The organism is Streptomyces sp. NPDC056296, assembly GCF_042268605.1.
Lineage (GTDB): Bacteria > Actinomycetota > Actinomycetes > Streptomycetales > Streptomycetaceae > Streptomyces.
The window spans coordinates 271,969-293,378 of the sequence record NZ_JBHJRX010000001.1 but is presented as its reverse complement, the minus strand read 5'-3'; the positions used below and the strand labels follow the sequence as shown (position 1 = coordinate 293,378).

The window sequence follows — 21,410 nt, the reverse complement described above, 5'->3', positions numbered from 1 at the left end:
GCCTTTGACATGGGACTCGAAGAAAAACTGCCGAGCGGCTTCCTGCTGACCACCGTCGAGCAGGCCGCGGGCTGGGTGCGCAAGTCGTCCGTCTTCCCCGCCACGTTCGGCCTCGCCTGCTGTGCCATCGAGATGATGACCACCGGCGCCGGCCGCTACGATCTGGCGCGCTTCGGCATGGAGGTCTTCCGCGGTTCGCCGCGGCAGGCGGACCTGATGATCGTCGCGGGCCGGGTCAGCCAGAAGATGGCGCCGGTTCTGCGGCAGGTCTACGACCAGATGCCGAACCCGAAATGGGTGATCTCCATGGGGGTCTGCGCCTCCTCGGGCGGCATGTTCAACAACTACGCCATCGTCCAGGGCGTCGACCACATCGTCCCGGTCGACATCTACCTCCCCGGCTGCCCGCCGCGGCCCGAGATGCTGATGGACGCCATCCTCAAGCTCCACCAGAAGATCCAGAGCTCCAAGCTCGGGGTCAACGCCGAGGAAGCGGCCCGCGAAGCGGAGGAGGCGGCGCTCAAGGCCCTGCCCACCATCGAGATGAAGGGGCTGCTGCGGTGAGCGACGCGAACAACACGGCAGGTGACGCGAACGGCGTGAACCCCGAGAAGGACCTGTCCGCGGAGAACCTCCCCGGCCAGCGCGGTCAGGGCGGTGAGGAGATCCGCGTCCAGCGCGGGATGTTCGGTGCCAACAACGGCGGCGACACCTCCGGCTACGGCGGTCTGGTCCGCTCCGTCCGACTCCCCGGGCCGGCGAGCAGGCCCTACGGCGGTTGGTTCGACGAGGTCGCCGACGAACTCGAGGGCGCGCTCGACGAGCAGGGGCTCCTGCCCGACAACGCCATCGAGAAGACGGTCGTCGACCGCGACGAGCTGACCTTCCACATCGAGCGCGAGCACCTGGTCCGCGTCGCCCGCACCATGCGCGACGACCCGGCCCTGCGCTTCGAGCTCTGCACCGGCGTCAGCGGCGTCCACTACCCGCACGACAAGGGCCGCGAGCTGCACGCCGTCTACCACCTGCGCTCGATCACCCACAACCGGATGATCCGCCTCGAAGTCAGCGCGCCCGACAGCGACCCGCACATCCCGTCGCTGGTCTCCGTCTATCCGACGAACGACTGGCACGAGCGCGAGACGTACGACTTCTTCGGCATCGTCTTCGACGATCACCCGGCCCTGACGCGGATCATGATGCCGGACGACTGGCAGGGCTTCCCGCAGCGCAAGGACTACCCCCTCGGCGGCATCCCCGTCGAATACAAGGGCGCCCAGATCCCGGCTCCGGACCAGCGGAGGTCGTACTCGTGAGCAGCACACAGTCAACGTCCGCGGCTTCGGCGCGCGAGACGACCGAAGGCACCGTCTACACGGTCACCGGCGGCGACTGGGACGAGGTCGTCCAGTCCGCGGCCCGCGCCGACGACGAGCGCATCGTCGTCAACATGGGCCCGCAGCACCCGTCCACGCACGGTGTGCTCCGGCTGATCCTGGAGATCGACGGCGAGACCGTCACCGAGGCCCGCTGCGGCATCGGCTACCTGCACACCGGCATCGAGAAGAACCTCGAGTACCGGACCTGGACGCAGGGCACCACCTTCGTGACGCGCATGGACTACCTGACGTCGTTCTTCAACGAGACGGCGTACTGCCTGGGCGTCGAGAAGCTGCTCGGCATCGAGGACGAGATCCCGGACCGGGCCACGATCATCCGGGTCCTGCTGATGGAGCTGAACCGGCTCTCCTCGCACCTGGTGTGCATCGCCACCGGCGGCATGGAACTCGGCGCCACCACGATCATGATCTACGGCTTCCGCGATCGTGAACTCGTTCTCGACATCTACGAGCTGATCACCGGGCTGCGCATGAACCACGCGTTCATCCGCCCGGGCGGACTCGCCCAGGACCTGCCGCCCGGCGCGGTGGACCACATCCGCGAGTTCGTGAAGAAGATGAAGAAGAACCTCCCGGAGTACGACAAGCTCGCCACCGGGAACCCCATCTTCAAGGCCCGCATGCAGGACGTCGGCTACCTCGACCTGGCCGGCTGCATGGCCCTCGGCGCCACCGGCCCGGTCCTCAGGTCCACCGGCCTGCCGCACGACCTGCGCAAGGCCCAGCCGTACTGCGGCTACGAGACGTACGACTTCGACGTCCCGACCGCCGACACCTGCGACGCCTACGGCCGCTTCCTGATCCGGCTGGAGGAGATGCGCCAGTCGCTCCGGATCGTCGAGCAGTGCCTGGACCGGCTCCAGCCCGGCCCGGTCATGGTCGGCGACAAGAAGATCGCCTGGCCCGCCCAGCTCGCCCTGGGACCGGACGGACTGGGCAACTCCCTCGACCACATCAAGAAGATCATGGGCACCTCCATGGAGGCCCTGATCCATCACTTCAAGCTGGTCACCGAGGGATTCCGTGTGCCGCCGGGCCAGATCTACGCGGCGGTGGAATCACCCAAGGGCGAGCTCGGCGTGCACGTCGTCTCCGACGGCGGCACCCGCCCCTTCCGGGTCCACTACCGCGACCCGTCCTTCACCAACCTTCAGGCCATGGCGGCGATGTGCGAGGGCGGCCAGGTCGCCGACGTCATCGTCGCCGTGGCGTCCCTCGACCCCGTGATGGGAGGCGTCGACCGGTGACCACCTCTTCTTCGGAGCGGGGCGTCAGCCTGGGCATGCCGGAACTGCCCGCGCCCGCCTACCCGGACGACGTCCGGGCCCGGCTGGAGACCGACGCGCGCGAGGTCATCGCCCGCTACCCGGACTCCCGGTCCGCCCTCCTGCCGCTGCTGCACCTCGTGCAGTCGCAGGAGGGGCACGTCACGCGCACCGGGATGCGGTTCTGCGCGGACATGCTGGACCTCACCACGGCCGAGGTCACCGCGGTCGCCACCTTCTACTCCATGTACCGGCGCAGGCCGAGCGGCGACTACCAGGTCGGCGTCTGCACCAACACGCTGTGCGCGGTGATGGGCGGCGACGTGATCTTCGAGTCCCTCCAGGAGCACCTCGGCGTCGGCAACGGCGAGACCACCGAGGACGGCAAGGTCACCCTGGAGCACATCGAGTGCAACGCGGCCTGCGACTTCGCACCGGTCGTGATGGTCAACTGGGAGTTCTTCGACGACCAGACCCCCGCGAGCGCCCGTCGCCTCGTCGACGACCTGCGCGCGGGGCGGCCGGTGACGCCCACGCGCGGTGCGCCGCTCTGCACCTTCAAGGAGACCGCCCGGATCCTGGCGGGCTTCCCCGACGAGCGGGACGGCGCCGTCGCGGCCGGCGGCAGCGCGGGTCCCGCCTCCCTGGCCGGCCTGAAGCTGGCCAAGGGCGAGGTGTCCGCCGCGCGCGTGGTGCACCCGCGGGACGGCGGGCCGCACGACGCATCGCAGGACCGGGCCGTGCACGACCCGTCTCCGACGGAACACCTGAGCTCGCACGACGCGCCGCAGGACACATCGGCCTCCGACCCGTCCCACCCGTCGCCCACCACCACCCGTGATGGAGGGGCTTCGCCCCGCCCTGCTGACTCGGCAGGGCCTACCGCCGAGGAGGGGGAGTGATGACCGTGGCAGCCGAGATCAAGGGCACCAGCCCGGAGAAGCTGCTCGCACCCGTGCTGTCGGCCTTCTGGGACGAGGACGAGTCCTGGACTCTGGACGTCTACCGGAGGCACGAGGGGTACGAGGGGCTCCGCAAGGCGCTGGCGATGTCGCCGGACGACCTGATCGCGTACGTCAAGGACTCCGGTCTGCGTGGACGCGGCGGCGCGGGGTTCCCGACGGGGATGAAGTGGCAGTTCATTCCCCAGGGGGATGGCAAGCCTCACTATCTAGTTGTCAACGCCGACGAGTCGGAGCCGGGGACCTGCAAGGACATCCCGCTCCTCTTCGCGAACCCGCACAGCCTCATCGAGGGCATCGTCATCGCGTGTTACGCCATCAGGTCTTCGCATGCCTTCATCTACCTGCGTGGTGAAGTCGTCCCAGTGCTGCGGCGGTTGCACGAGGCCGTGCGCGAGGCCTACGCGGCCGGCTTCCTCGGCGAGAACATCCTGGGCAGCGGACTCGACCTCACACTCACCGTGCACGCGGGCGCGGGCGCGTACATCTGCGGTGAGGAGACCGCACTGCTCGACTCGCTCGAAGGCCGCCGGGGTCAACCGCGGCTCCGTCCCCCCTTCCCTGCTGTGGCAGGCCTCTATGCCTGCCCGACTGTGGTGAATAACGTCGAGTCGATCGCATCGGTTCCCGCGATCCTGAACAAGGGCAAGGACTGGTTCAGGTCGATGGGCAGCGAGAAGTCCCCGGGCTTCACGCTCTACTCGCTCAGCGGCCACGTCGCGGGCCCCGGCCAGTACGAGGCCCCGCTCGGCATCACGCTGCGCCAGCTCCTCGACATGAGCGGCGGCATGCGCCCCGGTCACCGGCTGAAGTTCTGGACACCGGGCGGCTCCTCGACGCCGATGTTCACCGACGAGCACCTCGACGTCCCTCTTGACTACGAAGGAGTGGGCGCCGCGGGTTCCATGCTCGGCACGAAGGCACTCCAGTGCTTCGACGAGACGACCTGCGTCGTGCGGGCCGTCACCCGCTGGACCGAGTTCTACGCGCACGAGTCCTGCGGCAAGTGCACGCCGTGCCGCGAAGGCACGTACTGGCTCGTCCAGTTGCTGCGCGACATCGAGGCCGGCAAGGGACAGATGTCCGACCTCGACAAGCTGAACGACATCGCCGACAACATCAACGGCAAGTCCTTCTGTGCCCTCGGCGACGGTGCCGCCTCGCCGATCTTCTCCTCGCTCAAGTACTTCCGCGAGGAGTACGAGCAGCACATCACGGGCCGCGGCTGCCCCTTCGACCCGGCCAAGTCGACGGCCTGGGCCGACCGCACGGAGGTGAACGCATGACCGTGACCACGAATGCTCCCTCGGGAGGGGGAGAGGCGGCGGTCCCGCCGGAGGACCTGGTATCGCTGACGATCGACGGCGCCGAGATCAGCGTGCCCAAGGGCACCCTGGTCATCCGGGCCGCCGAACAGCTCGGCATCGAGATCCCCCGGTTCTGCGACCACCCCCTCCTCGACCCGGCCGGCGCCTGCCGCCAGTGCATCGTCGAGGTCGAGGGCCAGCGCAAGCCCATGGCGTCGTGCACCATCACCTGCACCGACGGCATGGTGGTGAAGACCCACCTCACCTCGCCCGTCGCCGAGAAGGCCCAGCACGGTGTGATGGAGCTGCTGCTCATCAACCATCCGCTGGACTGCCCGGTCTGCGACAAGGGCGGCGAGTGCCCGCTGCAGAACCAGGCCATGTCGCACGGCCAGTCCGACTCCCGCTTCGAGGGAAAGAAGCGGACCTACGAGAAGCCCGTGCCGATCTCCACGCAGGTGCTGCTCGACCGCGAGCGGTGCGTGCTGTGCGCCCGGTGCACCCGGTTCTCCAACCAGGTAGCGGGCGACCCGATGATCGAGCTGATCGAACGGGGCGCGCTCCAGCAGGTCGGTACCGGCGAGGGCGACCCCTTCGAGTCGTACTTCTCCGGCAACACCATCCAGATCTGCCCGGTCGGCGCGCTCACCTCGGCGGCGTACCGGTTCCGCTCCCGCCCCTTCGACCTGATCTCCTCGCCGTCCGTCTGCGAGCACTGCTCCGGCGGCTGCGCGACCCGCACCGACCACCGGCGCGGCAAGGTCATGCGGCGGCTCGCGGCCGACGAGCCCGAGGTCAACGAGGAGTGGATCTGCGACAAGGGGCGCTTCGCGTTCCGGTACGCCCAGCAGCGGGACCGGCTGACGACGCCCCTGGTGCGCAACGCCGAGGGCGAGCTGGAGCCGGCCTCCTGGCCGGAAGCCCTGCAGATCGCCGCGCAGGGACTGCTCGCCTCGAAGGGCCGGACCGGTGTCCTGACCGGCGGCCGGCTCACCGTCGAGGACGCCTACGCGTACAGCAAGTTCGCGCGCGTGGCGCTGGACACCAACGACATCGACTTCCGCGCGCGCGTGCACAGCACCGAGGAGACCGACTTCCTGGCTGCCCGGATCGCCGGACGCGGCCGGGATCTCGACGGTACGGGGGTCACGTACACCGCGCTGGAGAAGGCGCCCGCCGTCCTGCTGGCCGGGTTCGAGGCCGAGGAGGAGGCGCCCGGCGTCTTCCTGCGGCTGCGCAAGGCCTGGCGCAGGCACGGGCAGAAGGTCTTCGCCCTGGCCACGCACGCCACGCGGGGTCTGGAGAAGGCCGGCGGCACGCTGCTGCCCGCCGCTCCCGGCACCGAGACCGAGTGGCTGGACGCGCTCGCCAGCGGCGTCGGCCTGGAGACCGGTGGTGCCCAGGCCGCCGAGGCACTGCGCGCCGAGGGCGCCGTGATCGTCGTCGGCGAGCGCCTGGCGTCCGTGACCGGTGGCCTCACCTCCGCCCTGCGGACCGCCGCCGCGACCGGCGCCCGGCTGGTGTGGATCCCGCGCCGGGCGGGGGAGCGCGGCGCGATCGAGGCGGGTGCACTGCCGTCGCTGCTGCCGGGCGGGCGTCCGGCGACCGACCCGCGCGCGCGTGAGGAGGTCGCCGCGGTCTGGGGCCTGTCCGACCTTCCGCACCGCTACGGCCGCGACACCGGCGAGATCGTCGAGGCCGCGGCCCGGGGCGAGCTCCAGGCGCTGCTGGTGGCGGGCGTCGAGGTCGCCGACCTGCCCGATCCGGCACGCGCGCGTGCGGCACTCGCCGAGGCCGGCTTCGTGGTGTCGCTGGAGCTGAGGCCCAGCGAGGTCACCGAACTCGCCGACGTCGTCCTGCCCGTCGCCGCGGTCGCCGAGAAGGCCGGGACCTTCCTGAACTGGGAGGGCAGGGCACGCCTCTTCGAGGCCGCGCTCAAGCCCGACCAGATGACCCGCCGAGTCGCGCCCGCCGACGCCCGCGTACTCCAGATGCTGGCCGACGCCATGGACGTACATCTGGGCCTGCCGGATCTGCGCACCACGCGCGCGGAGATCGACCGGCTCGGCGCCTGGGACGGGCCGCGGGCCGGCGAACCGCTGGGGACCGCGAGCGCGCTGCCGCGGCCGGCCGCCGGAGAGGCCGTACTGGCCGGGCACCGGCTGCTGCTCGACCAGGGCCTCCTCCAGCAGGGCGACGAGGCACTCGCCGGCACCCGGCATGCCGCACGCGCGCGCGTGTCGGCCGCCACGGCCGCCGAGGCGGGCGTCAAGGACGGCCATCTGCTGGCCGTGACCGGCCCCACCGGGGCCGTCGAACTCCCGCTGCAGATCACCGAGATGCCCGACCGGGTGGTCTGGCTCCCGCTGAACTCGGCCGGCGCCGGCGTCGCCTCCGACGCCGGGGTGCTGCCCGGAACCCTCGTCCGCATCGGTCCGGCGACGCTCGCGGGCGCAGCCCCCAAGGAGGTGGAGGCATGAGCCCGTACCTCGCCGCTGAAGACCTTTCGATGTTCGGCACCGACCCGTGGTGGCTGGTCGTCATCAAGGCGGTCTTCTGCTTCGCCTTCCTGATGGTGACCGTGCTGTTCTCCATCGTGTGGGAGCGTAAGGTCGTCGCCTGGATGCAGCTGCGCATCGGCCCCAACCGGCACGGCCCCTGGGGCATGCTCCAGTCGCTCGCCGACGGCATCAAGCTGATGCTCAAGGAAGACGTCATCGTCAAGCGCGCCGACAAGGTGGTGTACGTCCTCGCACCGATCGTCGCGGCCATCCCGGCCTTCATGGCGATCGCGGTGATCCCCTTCGGGCCCGCCGGCAACGAGATCTCGATCTTCGGTCAGCGCACCACCATGCAGCTCACCGACCTGCCGATCGCGTTGCTGTACATCCTCGCGGTCGCCTCCATCGGCATCTACGGCATGGTGCTGGCGGGCTGGAGCTCCGGCTCGACCTATCCGCTGCTCGGCGGGCTGCGGTCCTGCGCGCAGATGATCTCCTACGAGATCGCGATGGGCGCCGCGTTCGCCTCGGTGTTCCTCTACTCGGGATCGATGTCGACCTCGGCGATCGTCGAGCAGCAGAACGACCGCTGGTACATCGTGCTGCTGCCGGTCTCCTTCATCATCTACATCGTCACCATGGTCGGCGAGACCAACCGAGCCCCCTTCGACATGCCCGAATCCGAGGGCGACCTGGTGGGCGGGTTCAACACCGAGTACTCGTCGATCAAGTTCGCGATGTTCATGCTCGCCGAGTACGTGAACATGGTGACGGTCTCGGCGGTCGCCACCACCCTGTTCCTCGGCGGCTGGCGGGCCCCGTGGCCGGTCAGCACCTTCTGGGAGGGCGCCAACCACGGCTGGTGGCCACTGCTCTGGTTCGTGGTCAAGGTCCAGCTGCTGCTGTTCTTCTTCATCTGGCTGCGCGGCACCCTCCCCCGGGTCCGCTACGACCAGCTGATGAAGCTCGGCTGGAAGGTCCTCATCCCGGTCTCGCTGGTCTGGCTGATGCTGGTCGCGACCGTGCGGGCGCTGCGGAACGAGAACTACGACTTCGCCGACATCGCTCTCTACATCGGCGGCGGCGTCCTGGTCCTGCTGCTGTTGTCCTTCGTCGTGGACATGTACCGCGACAGGAGCAAGCAGGCCGAGGCTCCGGCCGAGGAGCCGGCCGGCTTCGACCCGATGGCCGGCGGATTCCCCGTACCGCCGATGCCCGGACAGGAGTTGCCGCCGGTGCCGCGACGCCGTCCGCGCCGGGAGCGGGAGCTGATTGTCAGTGGTGGGCCCGATACTCAGAGTGACGGATCTCTGGGCGGATCGACGGATGGAAAGGAGGCGTCCGATGGCTGAGGAACCCAAGGAGACCAACCCCGGTTTCCAGAACCCCGTGGCCGGCTTCGGCGTGACCTTCAAGGCCATGTTCAAGAAGCGGCTGACCGAGCAGTATCCGGAGCAGCAAAAGACCACCGCTCCGCGCTTCCACGGACGGCACCAGCTCAACCGCCATCCGGACGGCCTGGAGAAGTGCGTCGGCTGCGAGCTGTGCGCCTGGGCGTGTCCCGCCGACGCCATCTACGTGGAGGGCGCGGACAACACCGACGAGGAGCGCTACTCGCCGGGCGAGCGGTACGGCCGCGTCTACCAGATCAACTACGCCCGCTGCATTTTCTGCGGCCTGTGCATCGAGGCGTGCCCCACGCGCGCGCTGACGATGACCAACGAGTTCGAGCTGGCCGACTCCAGCCGCGCCAACCTCATCTTCACCAAGGAGCAGCTGCTCGCCGGCCTGGAAGAGGGCATGGTCGACTCGCCCCACGCCATCTACCCGGGGACGGACGAGCAGGACTACTACCGGGGCCTGGTGACCGAGGCGGCGCCCGGCACGGTCCAGCAGGTCGCCCACTCCGAGGGGGAGGTCGTCCAGGAGGGCGACTCGACCTTCGGCGGGACCGAACCCGCGTCGGAGGAGGTGATCCGCCGATGACCGAGCAGCTCGCCGCCGCAGCGACTCTCTCTGCCGGCACCTCCACCGGAGAGGCCGTCCAGTTCTGGATCCTCGGCACGGTCGCGGTGATCGGCGCCCTGTGCACCGTCTTCATGAAGAAGGCCGTGCACAGCGCGCTCTGCCTCGCCGGAACCATGATCGTCCTGGCGGTGTTCTACCTCGCCAACGGCGCCTACTTCCTCGGCGTGGTGCAGATCATCGTCTACACCGGCGCGATCATGATGCTGTTCCTCTTCGTGGTGATGCTCGTCGGTGTCACCGCGGCGGACTCCCTGAAGGAGACCATCAAGGGGCAGCGCTGGCTGGCCCTGCTGTCCGGGCTCGGCTTCGGCATCCTGCTGATCGCCGGCATCGGCAACGCGTCCGTCACGGAGTTCACCGGCCTGGCCCAGGCCAACGCGAACGGCAACGTGGAGGGCATCGCGTCCCTCATCTTCACCAAGTACGTCTTCGCCTTCGAGATCACCGGCGCCCTGCTCATCACGGCCGCCGTCGGCGCCATGGTCCTCACCCACCGCGAGCGCACCGAGCGGGCGGCGACCCAGCGCGAACTGGCCGAGCGGCGCGTCCGCGAGGGCAAGCAGCTGCCGCCGCTCCCGGCGCCCGGCGTGTACGCCCGGCACAACGCGGTCGACATCGCGGGCCTGCTGCCCGACGGCACCCCGTCCGAACTCACCGTCAGCAAGACGCTGCGCGAGCGGGGCCAGATCCGCGACGTGTCGATGGAGGCGCTGGGCGACCTGAAGGCGCTGGAGCAGCGGTCCGAGGAGCGCCTCGAACGCAAGGCGGTCGAACCGGGCAACTCCGAGCGGTCCGAGGAGGCGTCGAAGTGAACCCCGTCAACTACCTCTACCTCGCGGCCCTGTTGTTCACGATCGGCGCCACCGGCGTGCTGATCAGGCGCAACGCGATCGTGGTCTTCATGTGCATCGAGCTGATGCTCAACGCATGCAACCTCGCGTTCGTCGCCTTCTCCCGGATGCACGGCAACCTCGACGGCCAGATCATCGCCTTCTTCACGATGGTCGTCGCCGCCGCGGAGGTCGTGGTCGGGCTCGCGATCATCGTGTCCCTGTTCCGTTCCCGCCACTCGGCCTCGGTCGACGACGCCAGCCTGATGAAGCTGTGAGGGGTCGCTAGAACCGTGACTAACGCAGAGAATTTGATTGCGCTGCTGGTGGCGGCGCCTTTGCTCGGTGCGGCGGTCCTGCTGTGCGGCGGACGCCGGCTGGACGCGGTCGGTCACTGGATCGGCACGCTGCTCGCCGCCGCGTCCTTCGTGATCGGTGTCGTCCTCTTCACCGACATGCTCGGCATGGGCGCGGAGGACCGCACCCTGACGCAGCACCTGTTCAGCTGGATCCCGGTGGAGGGTTTCCAGGCCGACGTCGCCTTCCGGCTCGACCAGTTGTCGATGACGTTCGTTCTGCTGATCACCGGCGTCGGCTCGCTCATCCACCTGTACTCGGTCGCGTACATGGAGCACGACGAGCGCCGCCGCCGTTTCTTCGGCTATCTGAACCTGTTCCTCGCGGCGATGCTGCTGCTGGTCCTCGCCGACAACTACCTGCTGCTGTACGTCGGCTGGGAGGGCGTCGGTCTCGCCTCCTATCTGCTGATCGGTTTCTGGCAGCACAAGCCCAGCGCCGCCACCGCCGCGAAGAAGGCCTTCCTGGTCAACCGCGTCGGCGACATGGGCCTGTCCATCGCGATCATGCTGATGTTCCTGTGGTTCGGCACCTTCGCCTTCGGGCCGGTGCTCGGCGGCCACGGGGAGGCCGGACTCGCGGGCTCGGCGGACGAGGGCAAGCTCACCGTGATCGCCCTGATGCTACTGCTCGCCGCCTGCGGCAAGTCCGCCCAGGTGCCGCTGCAGTCCTGGCTCGGGGACGCGATGGAGGGTCCGACTCCGGTCTCCGCCCTCATCCACGCCGCGACCATGGTGACGGCGGGCGTGTACCTGATCGTCCGCTCCGGCGTCATCTTCAACGGCGCGCCCGACGCGCAGCTGGTGGTCACCATCGTCGGCGCGGTCACGCTGCTGTTCGGTGCGATCGTCGGTTGCGCCAAGGACGACATCAAGAAGGCGCTGGCCGGTTCGACGATGTCGCAGATCGGCTACATGGTGCTGGCGGCCGGCCTCGGCCCGATCGGCTACGTCTTCGCGATCATGCACCTGGTGACGCACGGCTTCTTCAAGGCCGGGCTGTTCCTCGGTGCCGGCTCGGTCATGCACGGCATGAACGACGAGGTCGACATGCGCCGCTACGGCGGACTGCGGAAGTACATGCCGGTCACGTTCATCACCTTCGGCCTCGGCTATCTCGCCATCATCGGCTTCCCGGGCCTGTCCGGCTTCTTCTCCAAGGACAAGATCATCGAGTCGGCGTTCGCCAAGGGCGGCACCGAGGGCTGGATCCTCGGCGGCGTGGCCCTGCTGGGCGCGGCCATCACGGCGTACTACATGACGCGCGTGATGCTGATGACGTTCTTCGGCGAGGAGCGCTGGCGGAACGCCCCGACGCCGTCGCCCGCGAAGCCCGACGTGGAGCCCGCCGCCGAGACGCGCGGCGAGTACACACCTCCGCACCCGCACGAGTCGCCGAAGACCATGACGATCCCGATGATCGTGCTGGCCGTCGGCTCGGTGTTCGGCGGCGCGTTCTTCAGCATCGGTGACCGCTTCGTGCACTGGCTGGAGCCCATCACCGGGCACGACCACGGGCACGCGCCGATCAGCGCCCTGACGGTCACGGTCTCCACGGTCGCCGTGATGGTGATCGGCGTGGCGGCCGCCTGGGCGCAGTACGGCCGCCGTCCTGTCCCGGCCGTCGCCCCGCGCGGGTCGCTGCTCACCCGGGCCGCCCGGCGCGACCTGCTCCAGGACGACTTCAACCACGTCGTCCTGGTCCGCGGCGGGGAGCACCTGACGCGCTCCCTGGTCTACGTCGACCACACCCTGGTCGACGGGGTCGTCAACGGCACGGCGGCCTCGGTCGGCGGCCTGTCCGGGCGGATGCGCAAGCTGCAGAACGGGTTCGCGCGCAGTTACGCGGTCTCGATGTTCGGCGGTGCGGCGGTCCTCGTCGCCGCGACCCTGCTGATGAGGGCGGTCTGATACCGATGTCCTTTCCCCTGCTGACAGTCACGGCGGTCCTGCCGGCCGTCGGGGCGATCGCCACGGCAGCCGTGCCGGCCGCGAAACGCACCGTGGCCAAGTGGCTGGCGCTGCTGGTCTCGCTGGCCACGCTCGGCCTGGCGATCGCGGTCCTGGTCCGATTCGACCCCGGCGGCGACCGCTACCAGCTCACCGAGTCCCACTCCTGGATCGCGGAGTTCGGCGTCCGGTACGAGCTGGGCGTGGACGGCATCGCGGTGGCGCTGATCGCGCTGACCGCCCTGCTGATCCCGTTCATCATCCTGGCGGGCTGGCACGACGCCGACCCCCTGGAGACCGGCAGCACCAGGTGGCGGCCGACGCAGGGCTTCTTCGCTCTGATCCTGCTGGTCGAGGCGATGGTGATCATCTCCTTCGAGGCCACCGACGTCTTCCTCTTCTACATCTTCTTCGAAGCCATGCTGATCCCGATGTACTTCCTCATCGGCGGCTTCGGGGACCGGGCCCACGAGCACGGTGAGAAGACGGCGGCGACGCAGCGGTCGTACGCGGCGGTGAAGTTCCTCCTCTACAACCTGGCCGGCGGTCTGATCATGCTGGCCGCGGTGATCGGGCTCTACGTGGTCGCCGGGAACTTCTCCCTCACCGAGATCGCCGAGGCACGGGCGAGCGGCGAGCTGACCATGTCGACCAGCACGGAACGCTGGCTGTTCCTCGGCTTCTTCTTCGCCTTCGCGGTGAAGGCGCCGCTGTGGCCGCTGCACACCTGGCTGCCCAACGCCATGCAGGAGTCCACCGCCCCGGTCGCCGTGCTCATCACGGCGGTCGTCGACAAGGTCGGCACCTTCGCGATGCTGCGCTTCTGCCTCCAGCTCTTCCCGGAGGCGAGCAAGTGGGCGACGCCGGTCGTCCTCGTCCTGGCGGTCATCAGCATCATCTACGGGGCGCTGCTCGCGGTCGGCCAGCGCGACATCAAGCGGCTGATCGCCTACGCGTCGATCTCGCACTTCGGCTTCATCATCATGGGCATCTTCGCGATGACCAGCCAGGGCCAGTCCGGTGCGACGCTCTACATGGTCAACCATGGGATCTCGACCGCCGTACTGATGCTGATCGCCGGATTCCTGATCTCGCGGCGCGGCTCGCGGCTCATCGCCGACTACGGCGGAGTGCAGAAGGTCGCCCCGGTGCTCGCCGGCACCTTCCTGATCGGCGGCCTGGCGACCCTGTCCCTGCCCGGCCTGGCACCGTTCATCAGCGAGTTCCTGGTCCTGGTCGGCACGTTCACGCGCTATCCGGTGATCGGCATCATCGCCACCTTCGGCATCGTTCTCGCCGCGCTCTACACCCTCGTCCTCTACCAGCGGACGATGACGGGCCCGGTGAAGCCGGAGGTGTCCGCGATGCCCGACCTTCGGGTGCGTGAGCTGGTCGTCGTGGCGCCGCTGGTGGCGCTGCTGATCTTCCTGGGCGTCTTTCCGAAGCCCCTCACGGACATCGTCAACCCCGCGGTGGAGCAGACCATGTCCGACGTACACAAGAAGGACCCCCAGCCTGAGGTGGAGGCGGCCAAGTGAGCGCAACAGCCGTCCACAGCCTGTGGACAACCGCGGCCACGGCGGCCGACCCGATCGGGAAGATCGACGCGCCGAAGATCGAGTACGGGCAGCTGTCGCCCGTCCTCATCGTCCTCGGTGCGGCGATCATCGGAATCCTGATCGAGGCCTTCGTGCCGCGCAGGTCCCGTTACTACGTGCAGACGTTCGTGTCCGCGGTCGCGCTCGTCGCCGCCTTCGCCGCGGTCGTCGCGCTCGCGGCGGGCGGATACGGCACGACCAAGGCGGGCATCGCGGCGATGGGCGCCATCGCCGTCGACGGACCGGCCCTGTTCCTGCAGGGCACGATCCTGCTGGCGAGCCTGGTCGGTCTGTTCACCTTCGCCGAGCGGCGGCTCGATCCGGAGGCGCACGGCAACCGCGTCGACTCCTTCGCCGCACAGGCCGCGTCCGTACCGGGCAGCGAGAGCGAGCAGAAGGCGGTCAAGGCCGGCTTCACCACCACGGAGGTGTTCCCGCTCCTCCTCTTCGCCGTCGCCGGCATGCTGGTCTTCCCGGCGGCCAACGACCTGCTGACGCTCTTCGTGGCCCTGGAAGTCTTCTCCCTTCCCCTCTACCTCCTGTGCGCGCTGGCCCGCCGCAAGCGGCTGATGTCGCAGGAGGCGGCGGTCAAGTACTTCCTGCTCGGCGCCTTCGCCTCCGCCTTCACGCTGTTCGGCATCGCCCTGCTCTACGGCTACGCGGGCTCGATGTCGTACGGCACGATCGCGCAGGTCGTCGACGGCACCGTCCAGAACGTCACCCCGGCGCTCGCCGACACCATGGGCAACGACGCGCTGCTCCTGGTCGGGGCCGCGCTGATCGTCATGGGCCTGCTGTTCAAGGTGGGCGCGGTGCCGTTCCACATGTGGACGCCGGACGTGTACCAGGGCGCGCCGACACCGGTGACCGGTTTCATGGCGGCGGCAACCAAGGTCGCGGCCTTCGGCGCCCTGCTCCGCATCCTCTACGTCGTCCTGCCCGGCCTGCGCTGGGACTGGCGGCCGGTGATGTGGGCCGTGGCGATCGTCACCATGCTGGCCGGCGCGATCGTCGCGATCACTCAGACCGACATCAAGCGGCTGCTGGCGTACTCGTCGATCGCGCACGCGGGCTTCATCCTCGCCGGTGTCATCGCGACCACGCCGGACGGCATCTCGTCCGTCCTCTTCTACCTGGCCGCGTACTCCTTCGTCACGATCGGCGCCTTCGCGGTGGTGACGCTGGTGCGCGACGCGGGCGGTGAGGCGACGCACCTGTCGAAGTGGGCCGGGCTCGGGCGCAGATCGCCGCTGGTGGCGGCCGTGTTCGCGGTGTTCCTGCTGGCCTTCGCGGGCATCCCGCTCACCTCCGGCTTCTCGGGGAAGTTCGCCGTGTTCAAGGCGGCGGCGGAGGGCGGCGCGGCCCCGCTGGTCGTGATCGGTGTGATCTCGTCGGCGATCGCGGCGTTCTTCTACATCCGCGTGATCGTGCTGATGTTCTTCAGCGAGCCGAGGCCGGAGGGCCCGACCGTCGCGGTGCCGTCACCGCTGACGATGACGGCGATCGGCGTCGGAGTGGCGGTCACGGTGGTGCTCGGTGTGGCGCCGCAGTACTTCCTGGACCTGGCGGGACAGGCGGGGGTGTTCGTGCGCTGACACGGCGCTCGCCGGTACGGAGACGGCGGCGGCCCTGTGCCCTCGGGGGGTGCGGGGCCGCCGCCGCGTCTGTCCAGGGTCTACTCGCCGCCGCGACGGGCCTTGATGGCGGTCAGGTCCAGATCCATCGGGAAGGGCGCGCTCACCTTCATGCGTTCACGGAAGATGCCGACGCCGACGTAGGTGCCGGTGGTGGGCTCCAGCTCGAAGGCGTGGACGACGGCGAGGCCCTTCTCGTTCTCCACCCGCCAATAGTGCGCGATGCCCGCCCGGGCGTACTTCAGGGGCTTGGTCTCGCGGTCGCGGGAGACGGAGTCCGGTGAGACGACCTCCACGGTCAGTACGACGGCTGATGCCGGGACCCGGGTCTGGTCGGGACTCGTCAGTGCTTCTTCCCGCAGCATCAGCACGTCCGGCTCCGGCCTGTTCTGCCGGTCCACGTCCACAGTGAACCTGCACAGGACATCGAGCCCTTGAGGTGCGGCTACGGAGAGCTGTCGGCCGAAGAAGGACGTTGCTCGCTCGTGGATGACCGACTGCGGGCAAGGGAACACAAGACCGGCGTCGATCAGTTGCGTATGCGCCGGCAGGTTGGGGAGGCGGTCCAGATCGTCAGCGCTCCAGCCCTCGGCAGGAGGGATCGGCCACTTGGGGAGGGAGGCCTCGGTTGCCACTTTTGTGAGTTCCCAGTGATAGGAGTGTCGGATGTCACTTCAGGCTATCTGCTGGTGACGATCGGCGACGGGTGAAGCCTGTGGATAACTCCGAGGCTGTCGGCGCGGGCCCCTATCGTTGAGGCAGTGGTCGGGACAGGGCGGACCAGACAGACCGGATGGGCCGGACGGGCGCAGCAGGACGTACGGGGGACGGGACGATGGGCGGGACGGGCGTGATCGGCGAGATGGCAGAGACAGCGCAGGTGACCGGCGTGGGTGGCGAGGCGCTGGCCACGCTGCACCGGGTCTTCGGGTACGAGGCCTTCCGCGGTGAGCAGGAGGCGGTCGTCGACCACGTGGTGGCGGGCGGCGACGCGGTCGTGCTCATGCCGACCGGTGGCGGCAAGTCGCTGTGCTACCAGATTCCGTCCCTGGTCCGGCCCGGCACGGGCATCGTGGTCTCGCCGCTGATCGCGCTGATGCAGGACCAGGTGGACGCGCTGCGGGCGCTCGGTGTGCGGGCCGGCTTCATGAACTCCACGCAGGACTTCGACGAGCGCCGCGTGGTGGAGGCCGAGTTCCTCGCCGGCGAGCTGGACCTGCTGTACCTGGCGCCCGAGCGGCTGCGCCTGGAGGGCACCCTCGACCTGCTCTCCCGGGGCAAGATCTCCCTCTTCGCGATCGACGAGGCGCACTGCGTCTCGCAGTGGGGCCACGACTTCCGGCCCGACTACCTCGCCCTGTCCCTGCTCGGCGAGCGCTGGCCGGACGTACCCCGGCTCGCGCTGACGGCGACGGCCACGCACGCGACGCACAGCGAGATCACCGAGCGGTTGAACATGCCGGCCGCGCGGCACTTCGTGGCGAGCTTCGACCGGCCCAACATTCAGTACCGGGTCGTGCCGAAGTCGGATCCCAAGAAGCAGCTGTTGAGTTTCCTGCGCGAGGAACACCCCGGCGACGCGGGCATCGTGTACTGCCTCTCGCGCAACTCCGTCGACAAGACCGCCGAGTTCCTGTCGAGCAACGGCATCGAGGCCGTGCCCTACCACGCGGGCCTGGACGCGGGCACCCGGGCCGCGCACCAGTCCCGGTTCCTGCGGGAGGAGGGCCTGGTCGTGGTGGCGACCATCGCCTTCGGCATGGGCATCGACAAGCCGGACGTGCGATTCGTCGCCCACCTGGACCTTCCCAAGTCGGTCGAGGGCTACTACCAGGAGACCGGCCGTGCCGGCCGGGACGGCCTGCCGTCGACCGCCTGGATGGCGTACGGCCTCAACGACGTCATACAGCAGCGCAAACTGATCCAGTCCGGCGAGGGCGACGAGGCGTTCCGCCGCCGGGCCCAGTCCCATCTGGACGCGATGCTCGCCCTGTGCGAGACCGCCCAGTGCCGCCGCGGCCAGCTCCTCGCCTACTTCGGGCAGGACCCGGACCCGGCCGGCTGCGGCAACTGCGACACCTGCCTCACGCCCCCGGAGACCTGGGACGGCACGGTCCCGGCACAGAAGGTGCTGTCGACGGTGGTGCGGCTGAAGCGGGAGCGCGGGCAGAAGTTCGGCGCGGGGCAGATCATCGACATCCTGCTGGGCAAGCGCACCGCCAAGGTGATCCAGTTCGACCACGACCAGCTCTCCGTGTTCGGCATCGGCGAGGAGCTGACCGAGGGCGAGTGGCGGGGCGTCGCCCGGCAGCTGCTGGCCCAGGGACTGCTCGCGGTCGAGGGCGAGTACGGCACGCTGGTGCTGACCGAGACCAGCGGGTCGGTGCTGCGCCGGGAGCGGGAGGTGCCGCTGCGCAAGGAGCCCAAGAAGCCGGCCACGACCCGGTCGGCAGGTGGCGGACGGGGGGACCGCAAGCCCAAGGCCGCCGCGGTCGAACTGCCCGAGGAACTGCTCCCCGCCTTCGAGGCGCTGCGCGCCTGGCGCGCGGAGCAGGCCCGCGAGCAGGGCGTTCCGGCGTACGTCATCTTCCACGACGCCACGCTCCGGGAGATCGCCACCGCCTGGCCCACCTCGATCGGGCAGCTCGGAGGCATCAGCGGGGTCGGCGAGAAGAAGCTGGCGACGTACGGCGAGGGCGTGCTCGCGGTGCTGGCGGGGCTGAACGGACCGGCCACGGCCACGGCGCCCGTGCCGGGCGGCCCGTCGGCCGGATCAGGCTCTGGTTCTGATTCTGGTTCCGGCGCGGACGACTGGCCCGAACACGAGCCGGAGCCCGAGCCCGACGACTGGATATAGGCGACGGGAGCGCGCGGCTCCCTACGCCAGCGCCGTCAGGCCCGGGGCAAAGGTGATCAGCAGCGGAAGGAGGGGGATCAGAGCGGCTGTCGCCGTGGTCAGGGCCCGGTGCCGGGGGAGCAGGCGGGGCGAGGGTTCCAGGAGGCGGTCGACGCGTTCGCCGAGGAGCCGGTGGCTGGAGGAGCAGGACAGGACGCCGCGGTGCTGGTTCAGCTCGATCAGGGCCAGGGCCGTGGTCAGGTGGCCGCAGCGGCGGGAGGCGGTGTCGTCGGCGGAGAGTTCGACCAGGCGGTGGGTCTGGTCGCAGAAGTGGGCGAACAGCGGGACCCGCGGGAAGCCGGTGGCCAGGGCGGTGGACAGGTGCAGCAGCCAGTCGTGGTGGGCCCGGGCGTGGCCTCGCTCGTGGGTGAGGACGGCGTCGATCTGATGGTCGGTGAGGCGCTGCAGCGCACCGGTGGTGACGATCAGCTGGGGCGGGTTGCCGGGCATCCACCAGGCGTCCGGGTACTCGTCCTCCAGGACCAGCAGGGGACCGCGGGCGGCGGGGAGTCCGGCGGGCAGGTCAGGGGCGCGTTCGCGCAGGGTGGCGCGTGAGTGGGAGCGCCGTCGGCGGGCCTCGACGAGTTCGCGGGCGAGCATGGCGGTCGTCCAGGCGGCGCCGCCGGCCAGCAGGAGGGTGAGGGCGGCCGCCCAGGGCGGGCCGGCGGAGAGGTTGTAGGCCGCGGTCACCGCCGGCGGCGCCGGCGCGAAGAGCTGGGCGCGTACGGTGCCGAAGACGGCGGCGGCGCCGAGGGCGAGGGCCGTCAGACAGCACAGCAGGACGGTGGCGACCAGGCACTGCCACACCCAGAGCGCGACCACGGGATCCCGCTCGGGCCACGCGGACCGGGTCAGCGCGCGCGGCACCGGTACCGCGGCGGTCACGGCGACGACGAACAGCAGGAGCAGGCAGAGGGTCATGCCACGGGCTCCGGATCCTGGTCGGAAGGGCGGCTCTGGCTGTGTGGGGCGATGGTGCGAACAGTGGTGCGACTGCGGTGCGGCTGCGGTCGGGCCGGCGTGACGGTGCTCGTCGCGCGGGTGCGAGCATGCCGCGCACACCGCCCGACGCCAGTATGACGGTGACGGGCGGTGTGAGTCAGGACCTGACGGGCAACGGATCCGAGCGCGGGGGAGTCGCGGGAGCCGCGGGAGTCGTGTGGTTACCGTTCGGCCCGCGGCGCGGCCACCTGGCCGGTCACCTCGCCCAGTCCCACCCGGATGCCGCCCGGCCCCGGTGCCCAGGCGGACAGGGTCACCACGTCGCCGTCCTCCAGGAACGTCCGCTTGCCGTCGGGAAGTTCGAGGGGATCGCGTCCGTTCCAGGTCAGCTCCAGCAGGGACCCGCGCTCCCGGTCGGTCGGTCCGCTCACCGTGCCGGAGCCGTAGAGGTCGCCGGTACGCAGCGAGGCGCCGTTGACGGTCATGTGGGCCAGTTGCTGGGCGGCCGTCCAGTACATGGTGGAGAACGGCGGCTCGGAGACGACGTGGCCGTTGACGGCGACGGAGATCCGCAGGTCGTAGCCTCCGGGTTCGTCGAGTTCCCCGTCCGTGTCGTCGAGGTAGGGCAGCAGTTCGTGCGTGCGCTCCGGCGGGGCCACCCGTGCCTCCTCCAGGGCGTCCAGCGGCGTGATCCAGGCCGACACCGAGGTGGTGAAGGACTTGCCGAGGAACGGGCCGAGGGGGACGTACTCCCAGGCCTGGACGTCCCGCGCGGACCAGTCGTTGAGCAGGCAGAGCCCGAAGACGTGCTCGCGGAAGTCCCCGAGCGCCACCGGGCTGCCCAGCTCGGACGGCACGCCCACCACGAAGCCGACCTCGGCCTCGATGTCGAGGCGGACGGACGGGCCGAAGACGGGAGCGGTGTCGGTGGGGGCCTTGCGCTGCCCGGACGGCCGCACGACGTCCGTGCCGGACACGACCACCGTGCCGGAGCGGCCGTGGTAGCCGATGGGGAGGTGCTTCCAGTTCGGGGTGAGGGAGTCGGCTGCGTCGGGACGGAAGATCTGGCCGACGTTCCGGGCGTGGTTCTCGGAGGCATAGAAGTCGACGTAGTCCGCGACCTCGAAGGGCAGGTGCAGGGCCACCGACGACAGCGGGTGGAACAGGGGTTCCAGGGTCTCGCGGTGGGAGGGGACCGTCACCCATGCCGTGAGCGCGCGCCGTACGTCGGACCAGGCGGTGCGGCCGGCCGCCAGCAGCGGGTTCAGGGTGGGCCGCGCGAGCAGGGAGGCGTACGGCGATCCGAGTGCGTGGGCCGCCGCGCCGGCGTCGAGGACGTGGTCGCCGAGCCGGACGCCCACCGTCCGCTCCTGCCTGCCGGGGATCGAGAACACGCCGTACGGAAGGTTGTGCGGGCCGAAGGGGTCGCCCTCGGGGACATCGAAGGGGGGCATCGGGTGCTGCCTCGCTTTCGTGCTCGCCATGCGCCGTGCGCGCCGTGTGCGCCACGTGGTTCGTGGCCGGGCCACACGTTACGGGTGACATCCCGGTCTTGGGCAGTGCGTCGGGAGGTGGCGGTGCGTGGCGGGGGAGGCGCGTTCAGGTGTGCTGACGTGCGGGGAGTGGTCCGGGCGCCCGTGCGTGGAGACGGGGGAGTGACCGGTGGGGCGGCACCTTCGCCGCCCGCGTACGCCCGCGCGGACGGCCGGAGATGTGGCGCTCCGCTTCCGCTTGTGTACGG

Annotated in this window: 17 protein-coding genes; 14 read left to right on the top strand and 3 right to left on the bottom strand. The window is 69.9% G+C overall.

Features of this window, described 5'->3' with window-relative positions:
- The first annotated feature begins 9 nt into the window (after positions 1 to 9).
- Genes ACFCZF_RS01420 through nuoN form a run of 13 tightly spaced genes read left to right on the top strand, consistent with a single transcriptional unit; the run spans position 10 to position 15,792 of the window.
- Positions 10 to 564 carry an NADH-quinone oxidoreductase subunit B family protein gene (locus ACFCZF_RS01420; RefSeq protein ID WP_018528252.1) on the top strand — a complete coding sequence of 185 codons (555 nt, stop codon included), beginning with the start codon at positions 10 to 12 and terminating at the stop codon, positions 562 to 564.
- Positions 561 to 1,316 (top strand): NADH-quinone oxidoreductase subunit C, encoded by a 756-nt coding sequence (locus tag ACFCZF_RS01415; RefSeq protein WP_376669895.1) that lies wholly within the window; start codon positions 561 to 563, stop codon positions 1,314 to 1,316. The genes ACFCZF_RS01420 and ACFCZF_RS01415 overlap by 4 nt, the downstream gene beginning before the upstream one ends.
- Positions 1,313 to 2,647, top strand: a complete 1,335-nt coding sequence (locus tag ACFCZF_RS01410; protein WP_375912691.1) for an NADH-quinone oxidoreductase subunit D — start codon at positions 1,313 to 1,315, stop codon at positions 2,645 to 2,647. The genes ACFCZF_RS01415 and ACFCZF_RS01410 overlap by 4 nt, the downstream gene beginning before the upstream one ends.
- Entirely contained in the window at positions 2,644 to 3,567 is a 924-nt protein-coding gene (gene nuoE, locus ACFCZF_RS01405) for an NADH-quinone oxidoreductase subunit NuoE (protein WP_376669894.1), read from the top strand. The genes ACFCZF_RS01410 and nuoE overlap by 4 nt, the downstream gene beginning before the upstream one ends.
- Positions 3,564 to 4,913, top strand: coding sequence for an NADH-quinone oxidoreductase subunit NuoF (gene nuoF, locus ACFCZF_RS01400; RefSeq protein ID WP_375912685.1), 1,350 nt, complete (start codon positions 3,564 to 3,566; stop codon positions 4,911 to 4,913). The genes nuoE and nuoF overlap by 4 nt, the downstream gene beginning before the upstream one ends.
- The gene (locus ACFCZF_RS01395) at positions 4,910 to 7,414 is read left to right on the top strand and encodes an NADH-quinone oxidoreductase subunit G (RefSeq protein ID WP_376669893.1); all 2,505 of its coding nucleotides are present in this window, start codon (positions 4,910 to 4,912) and stop codon (positions 7,412 to 7,414) included. Before nuoF ends, ACFCZF_RS01395 begins: the two co-directional genes overlap by 4 nt.
- The gene (gene nuoH / locus ACFCZF_RS01390; protein WP_376669892.1) at positions 7,411 to 8,787 is read left to right on the top strand and encodes an NADH-quinone oxidoreductase subunit NuoH; all 1,377 of its coding nucleotides are present in this window, start codon (positions 7,411 to 7,413) and stop codon (positions 8,785 to 8,787) included. The genes ACFCZF_RS01395 and nuoH overlap by 4 nt, the downstream gene beginning before the upstream one ends.
- A complete protein-coding gene (nuoI, locus tag ACFCZF_RS01385; protein WP_376669891.1) occupies positions 8,780 to 9,421 on the top strand; it encodes an NADH-quinone oxidoreductase subunit NuoI in 642 nt (213 codons plus the stop codon). The genes nuoH and nuoI overlap by 8 nt, the downstream gene beginning before the upstream one ends.
- Positions 9,418 to 10,275 carry an NADH-quinone oxidoreductase subunit J gene (locus ACFCZF_RS01380; protein ID WP_376669890.1) on the top strand — a complete coding sequence of 286 codons (858 nt, stop codon included), beginning with the start codon at positions 9,418 to 9,420 and terminating at the stop codon, positions 10,273 to 10,275. Before nuoI ends, ACFCZF_RS01380 begins: the two co-directional genes overlap by 4 nt.
- On the top strand, positions 10,272 to 10,571 hold the full coding sequence (gene nuoK / locus ACFCZF_RS01375) for an NADH-quinone oxidoreductase subunit NuoK (RefSeq protein WP_003974374.1): 300 nt from the start codon (positions 10,272 to 10,274) through the stop codon (positions 10,569 to 10,571). Before ACFCZF_RS01380 ends, nuoK begins: the two co-directional genes overlap by 4 nt.
- Before the next feature lie 15 nt (positions 10,572 to 10,586).
- Entirely contained in the window at positions 10,587 to 12,560 is a 1,974-nt protein-coding gene (nuoL, locus tag ACFCZF_RS01370) for an NADH-quinone oxidoreductase subunit L (RefSeq protein WP_376669889.1), read from the top strand.
- A 5-nt stretch (positions 12,561 to 12,565) separates the two neighbouring features.
- Positions 12,566 to 14,137, top strand: coding sequence for an NADH-quinone oxidoreductase subunit M (locus ACFCZF_RS01365; RefSeq protein ID WP_375912668.1), 1,572 nt, complete (start codon positions 12,566 to 12,568; stop codon positions 14,135 to 14,137).
- On the top strand, positions 14,134 to 15,792 hold the full coding sequence (gene nuoN / locus ACFCZF_RS01360; protein ID WP_376669888.1) for an NADH-quinone oxidoreductase subunit NuoN: 1,659 nt from the start codon (positions 14,134 to 14,136) through the stop codon (positions 15,790 to 15,792). Before ACFCZF_RS01365 ends, nuoN begins: the two co-directional genes overlap by 4 nt.
- Before the next feature lie 80 nt (positions 15,793 to 15,872).
- Here nuoN and ACFCZF_RS01355 read toward each other — a convergent pair whose 3' ends face one another.
- Positions 15,873 to 16,466: a Uma2 family endonuclease gene (locus ACFCZF_RS01355; RefSeq protein WP_376669887.1), complete on the bottom strand. Its 594-nt coding sequence runs from the start codon at positions 16,464 to 16,466 to the stop codon at positions 15,873 to 15,875.
- Positions 16,467 to 16,666: 200 nt separating this feature from the next.
- On the opposite strand from ACFCZF_RS01355, the gene recQ reads away from it, so the two are divergent.
- The gene (recQ, locus tag ACFCZF_RS01350) at positions 16,667 to 18,688 is read left to right on the top strand and encodes a DNA helicase RecQ (protein ID WP_376669886.1); all 2,022 of its coding nucleotides are present in this window, start codon (positions 16,667 to 16,669) and stop codon (positions 18,686 to 18,688) included.
- A 21-nt stretch (positions 18,689 to 18,709) separates the two neighbouring features.
- Here the strand turns inward: recQ and ACFCZF_RS01345 are convergent, their stop codons facing one another.
- Entirely contained in the window at positions 18,710 to 19,648 is a 939-nt protein-coding gene (locus ACFCZF_RS01345; RefSeq protein WP_375912657.1) for a M56 family metallopeptidase, read from the bottom strand.
- Between the two features lie 242 nt (positions 19,649 to 19,890).
- A complete protein-coding gene (gene fahA / locus ACFCZF_RS01340; RefSeq protein ID WP_376669885.1) occupies positions 19,891 to 21,123 on the bottom strand; it encodes a fumarylacetoacetase in 1,233 nt (410 codons plus the stop codon).
- Positions 21,124 to 21,410 lie beyond the last annotated feature (287 nt).

Coding starts and splice junctions, on each gene's coding strand:
- ACFCZF_RS01345 (WP_375912657.1), bottom strand. CDS start 19,648: ATGACCCTCTGCCTGCTCCTGCTGTTCGTCGTCGCCGTGACCGCCGCG.
- recQ (WP_376669886.1), top strand. CDS start 16,667: ATGGGCGGGACGGGCGTGATCGGCGAGATGGCAGAGACAGCGCAGGTG.
- nuoI (WP_376669891.1), top strand. CDS start 8,780: ATGGCTGAGGAACCCAAGGAGACCAACCCCGGTTTCCAGAACCCCGTG.
- ACFCZF_RS01395 (WP_376669893.1), top strand. CDS start 4,910: ATGACCGTGACCACGAATGCTCCCTCGGGAGGGGGAGAGGCGGCGGTC.
- ACFCZF_RS01365 (WP_375912668.1), top strand. CDS start 12,566: ATGTCCTTTCCCCTGCTGACAGTCACGGCGGTCCTGCCGGCCGTCGGG.
- nuoH (WP_376669892.1), top strand. CDS start 7,411: ATGAGCCCGTACCTCGCCGCTGAAGACCTTTCGATGTTCGGCACCGAC.
- ACFCZF_RS01380 (WP_376669890.1), top strand. CDS start 9,418: ATGACCGAGCAGCTCGCCGCCGCAGCGACTCTCTCTGCCGGCACCTCC.
- ACFCZF_RS01420 (WP_018528252.1), top strand. CDS start 10: ATGGGACTCGAAGAAAAACTGCCGAGCGGCTTCCTGCTGACCACCGTC.
- fahA (WP_376669885.1), bottom strand. CDS start 21,123: ATGCCCCCCTTCGATGTCCCCGAGGGCGACCCCTTCGGCCCGCACAAC.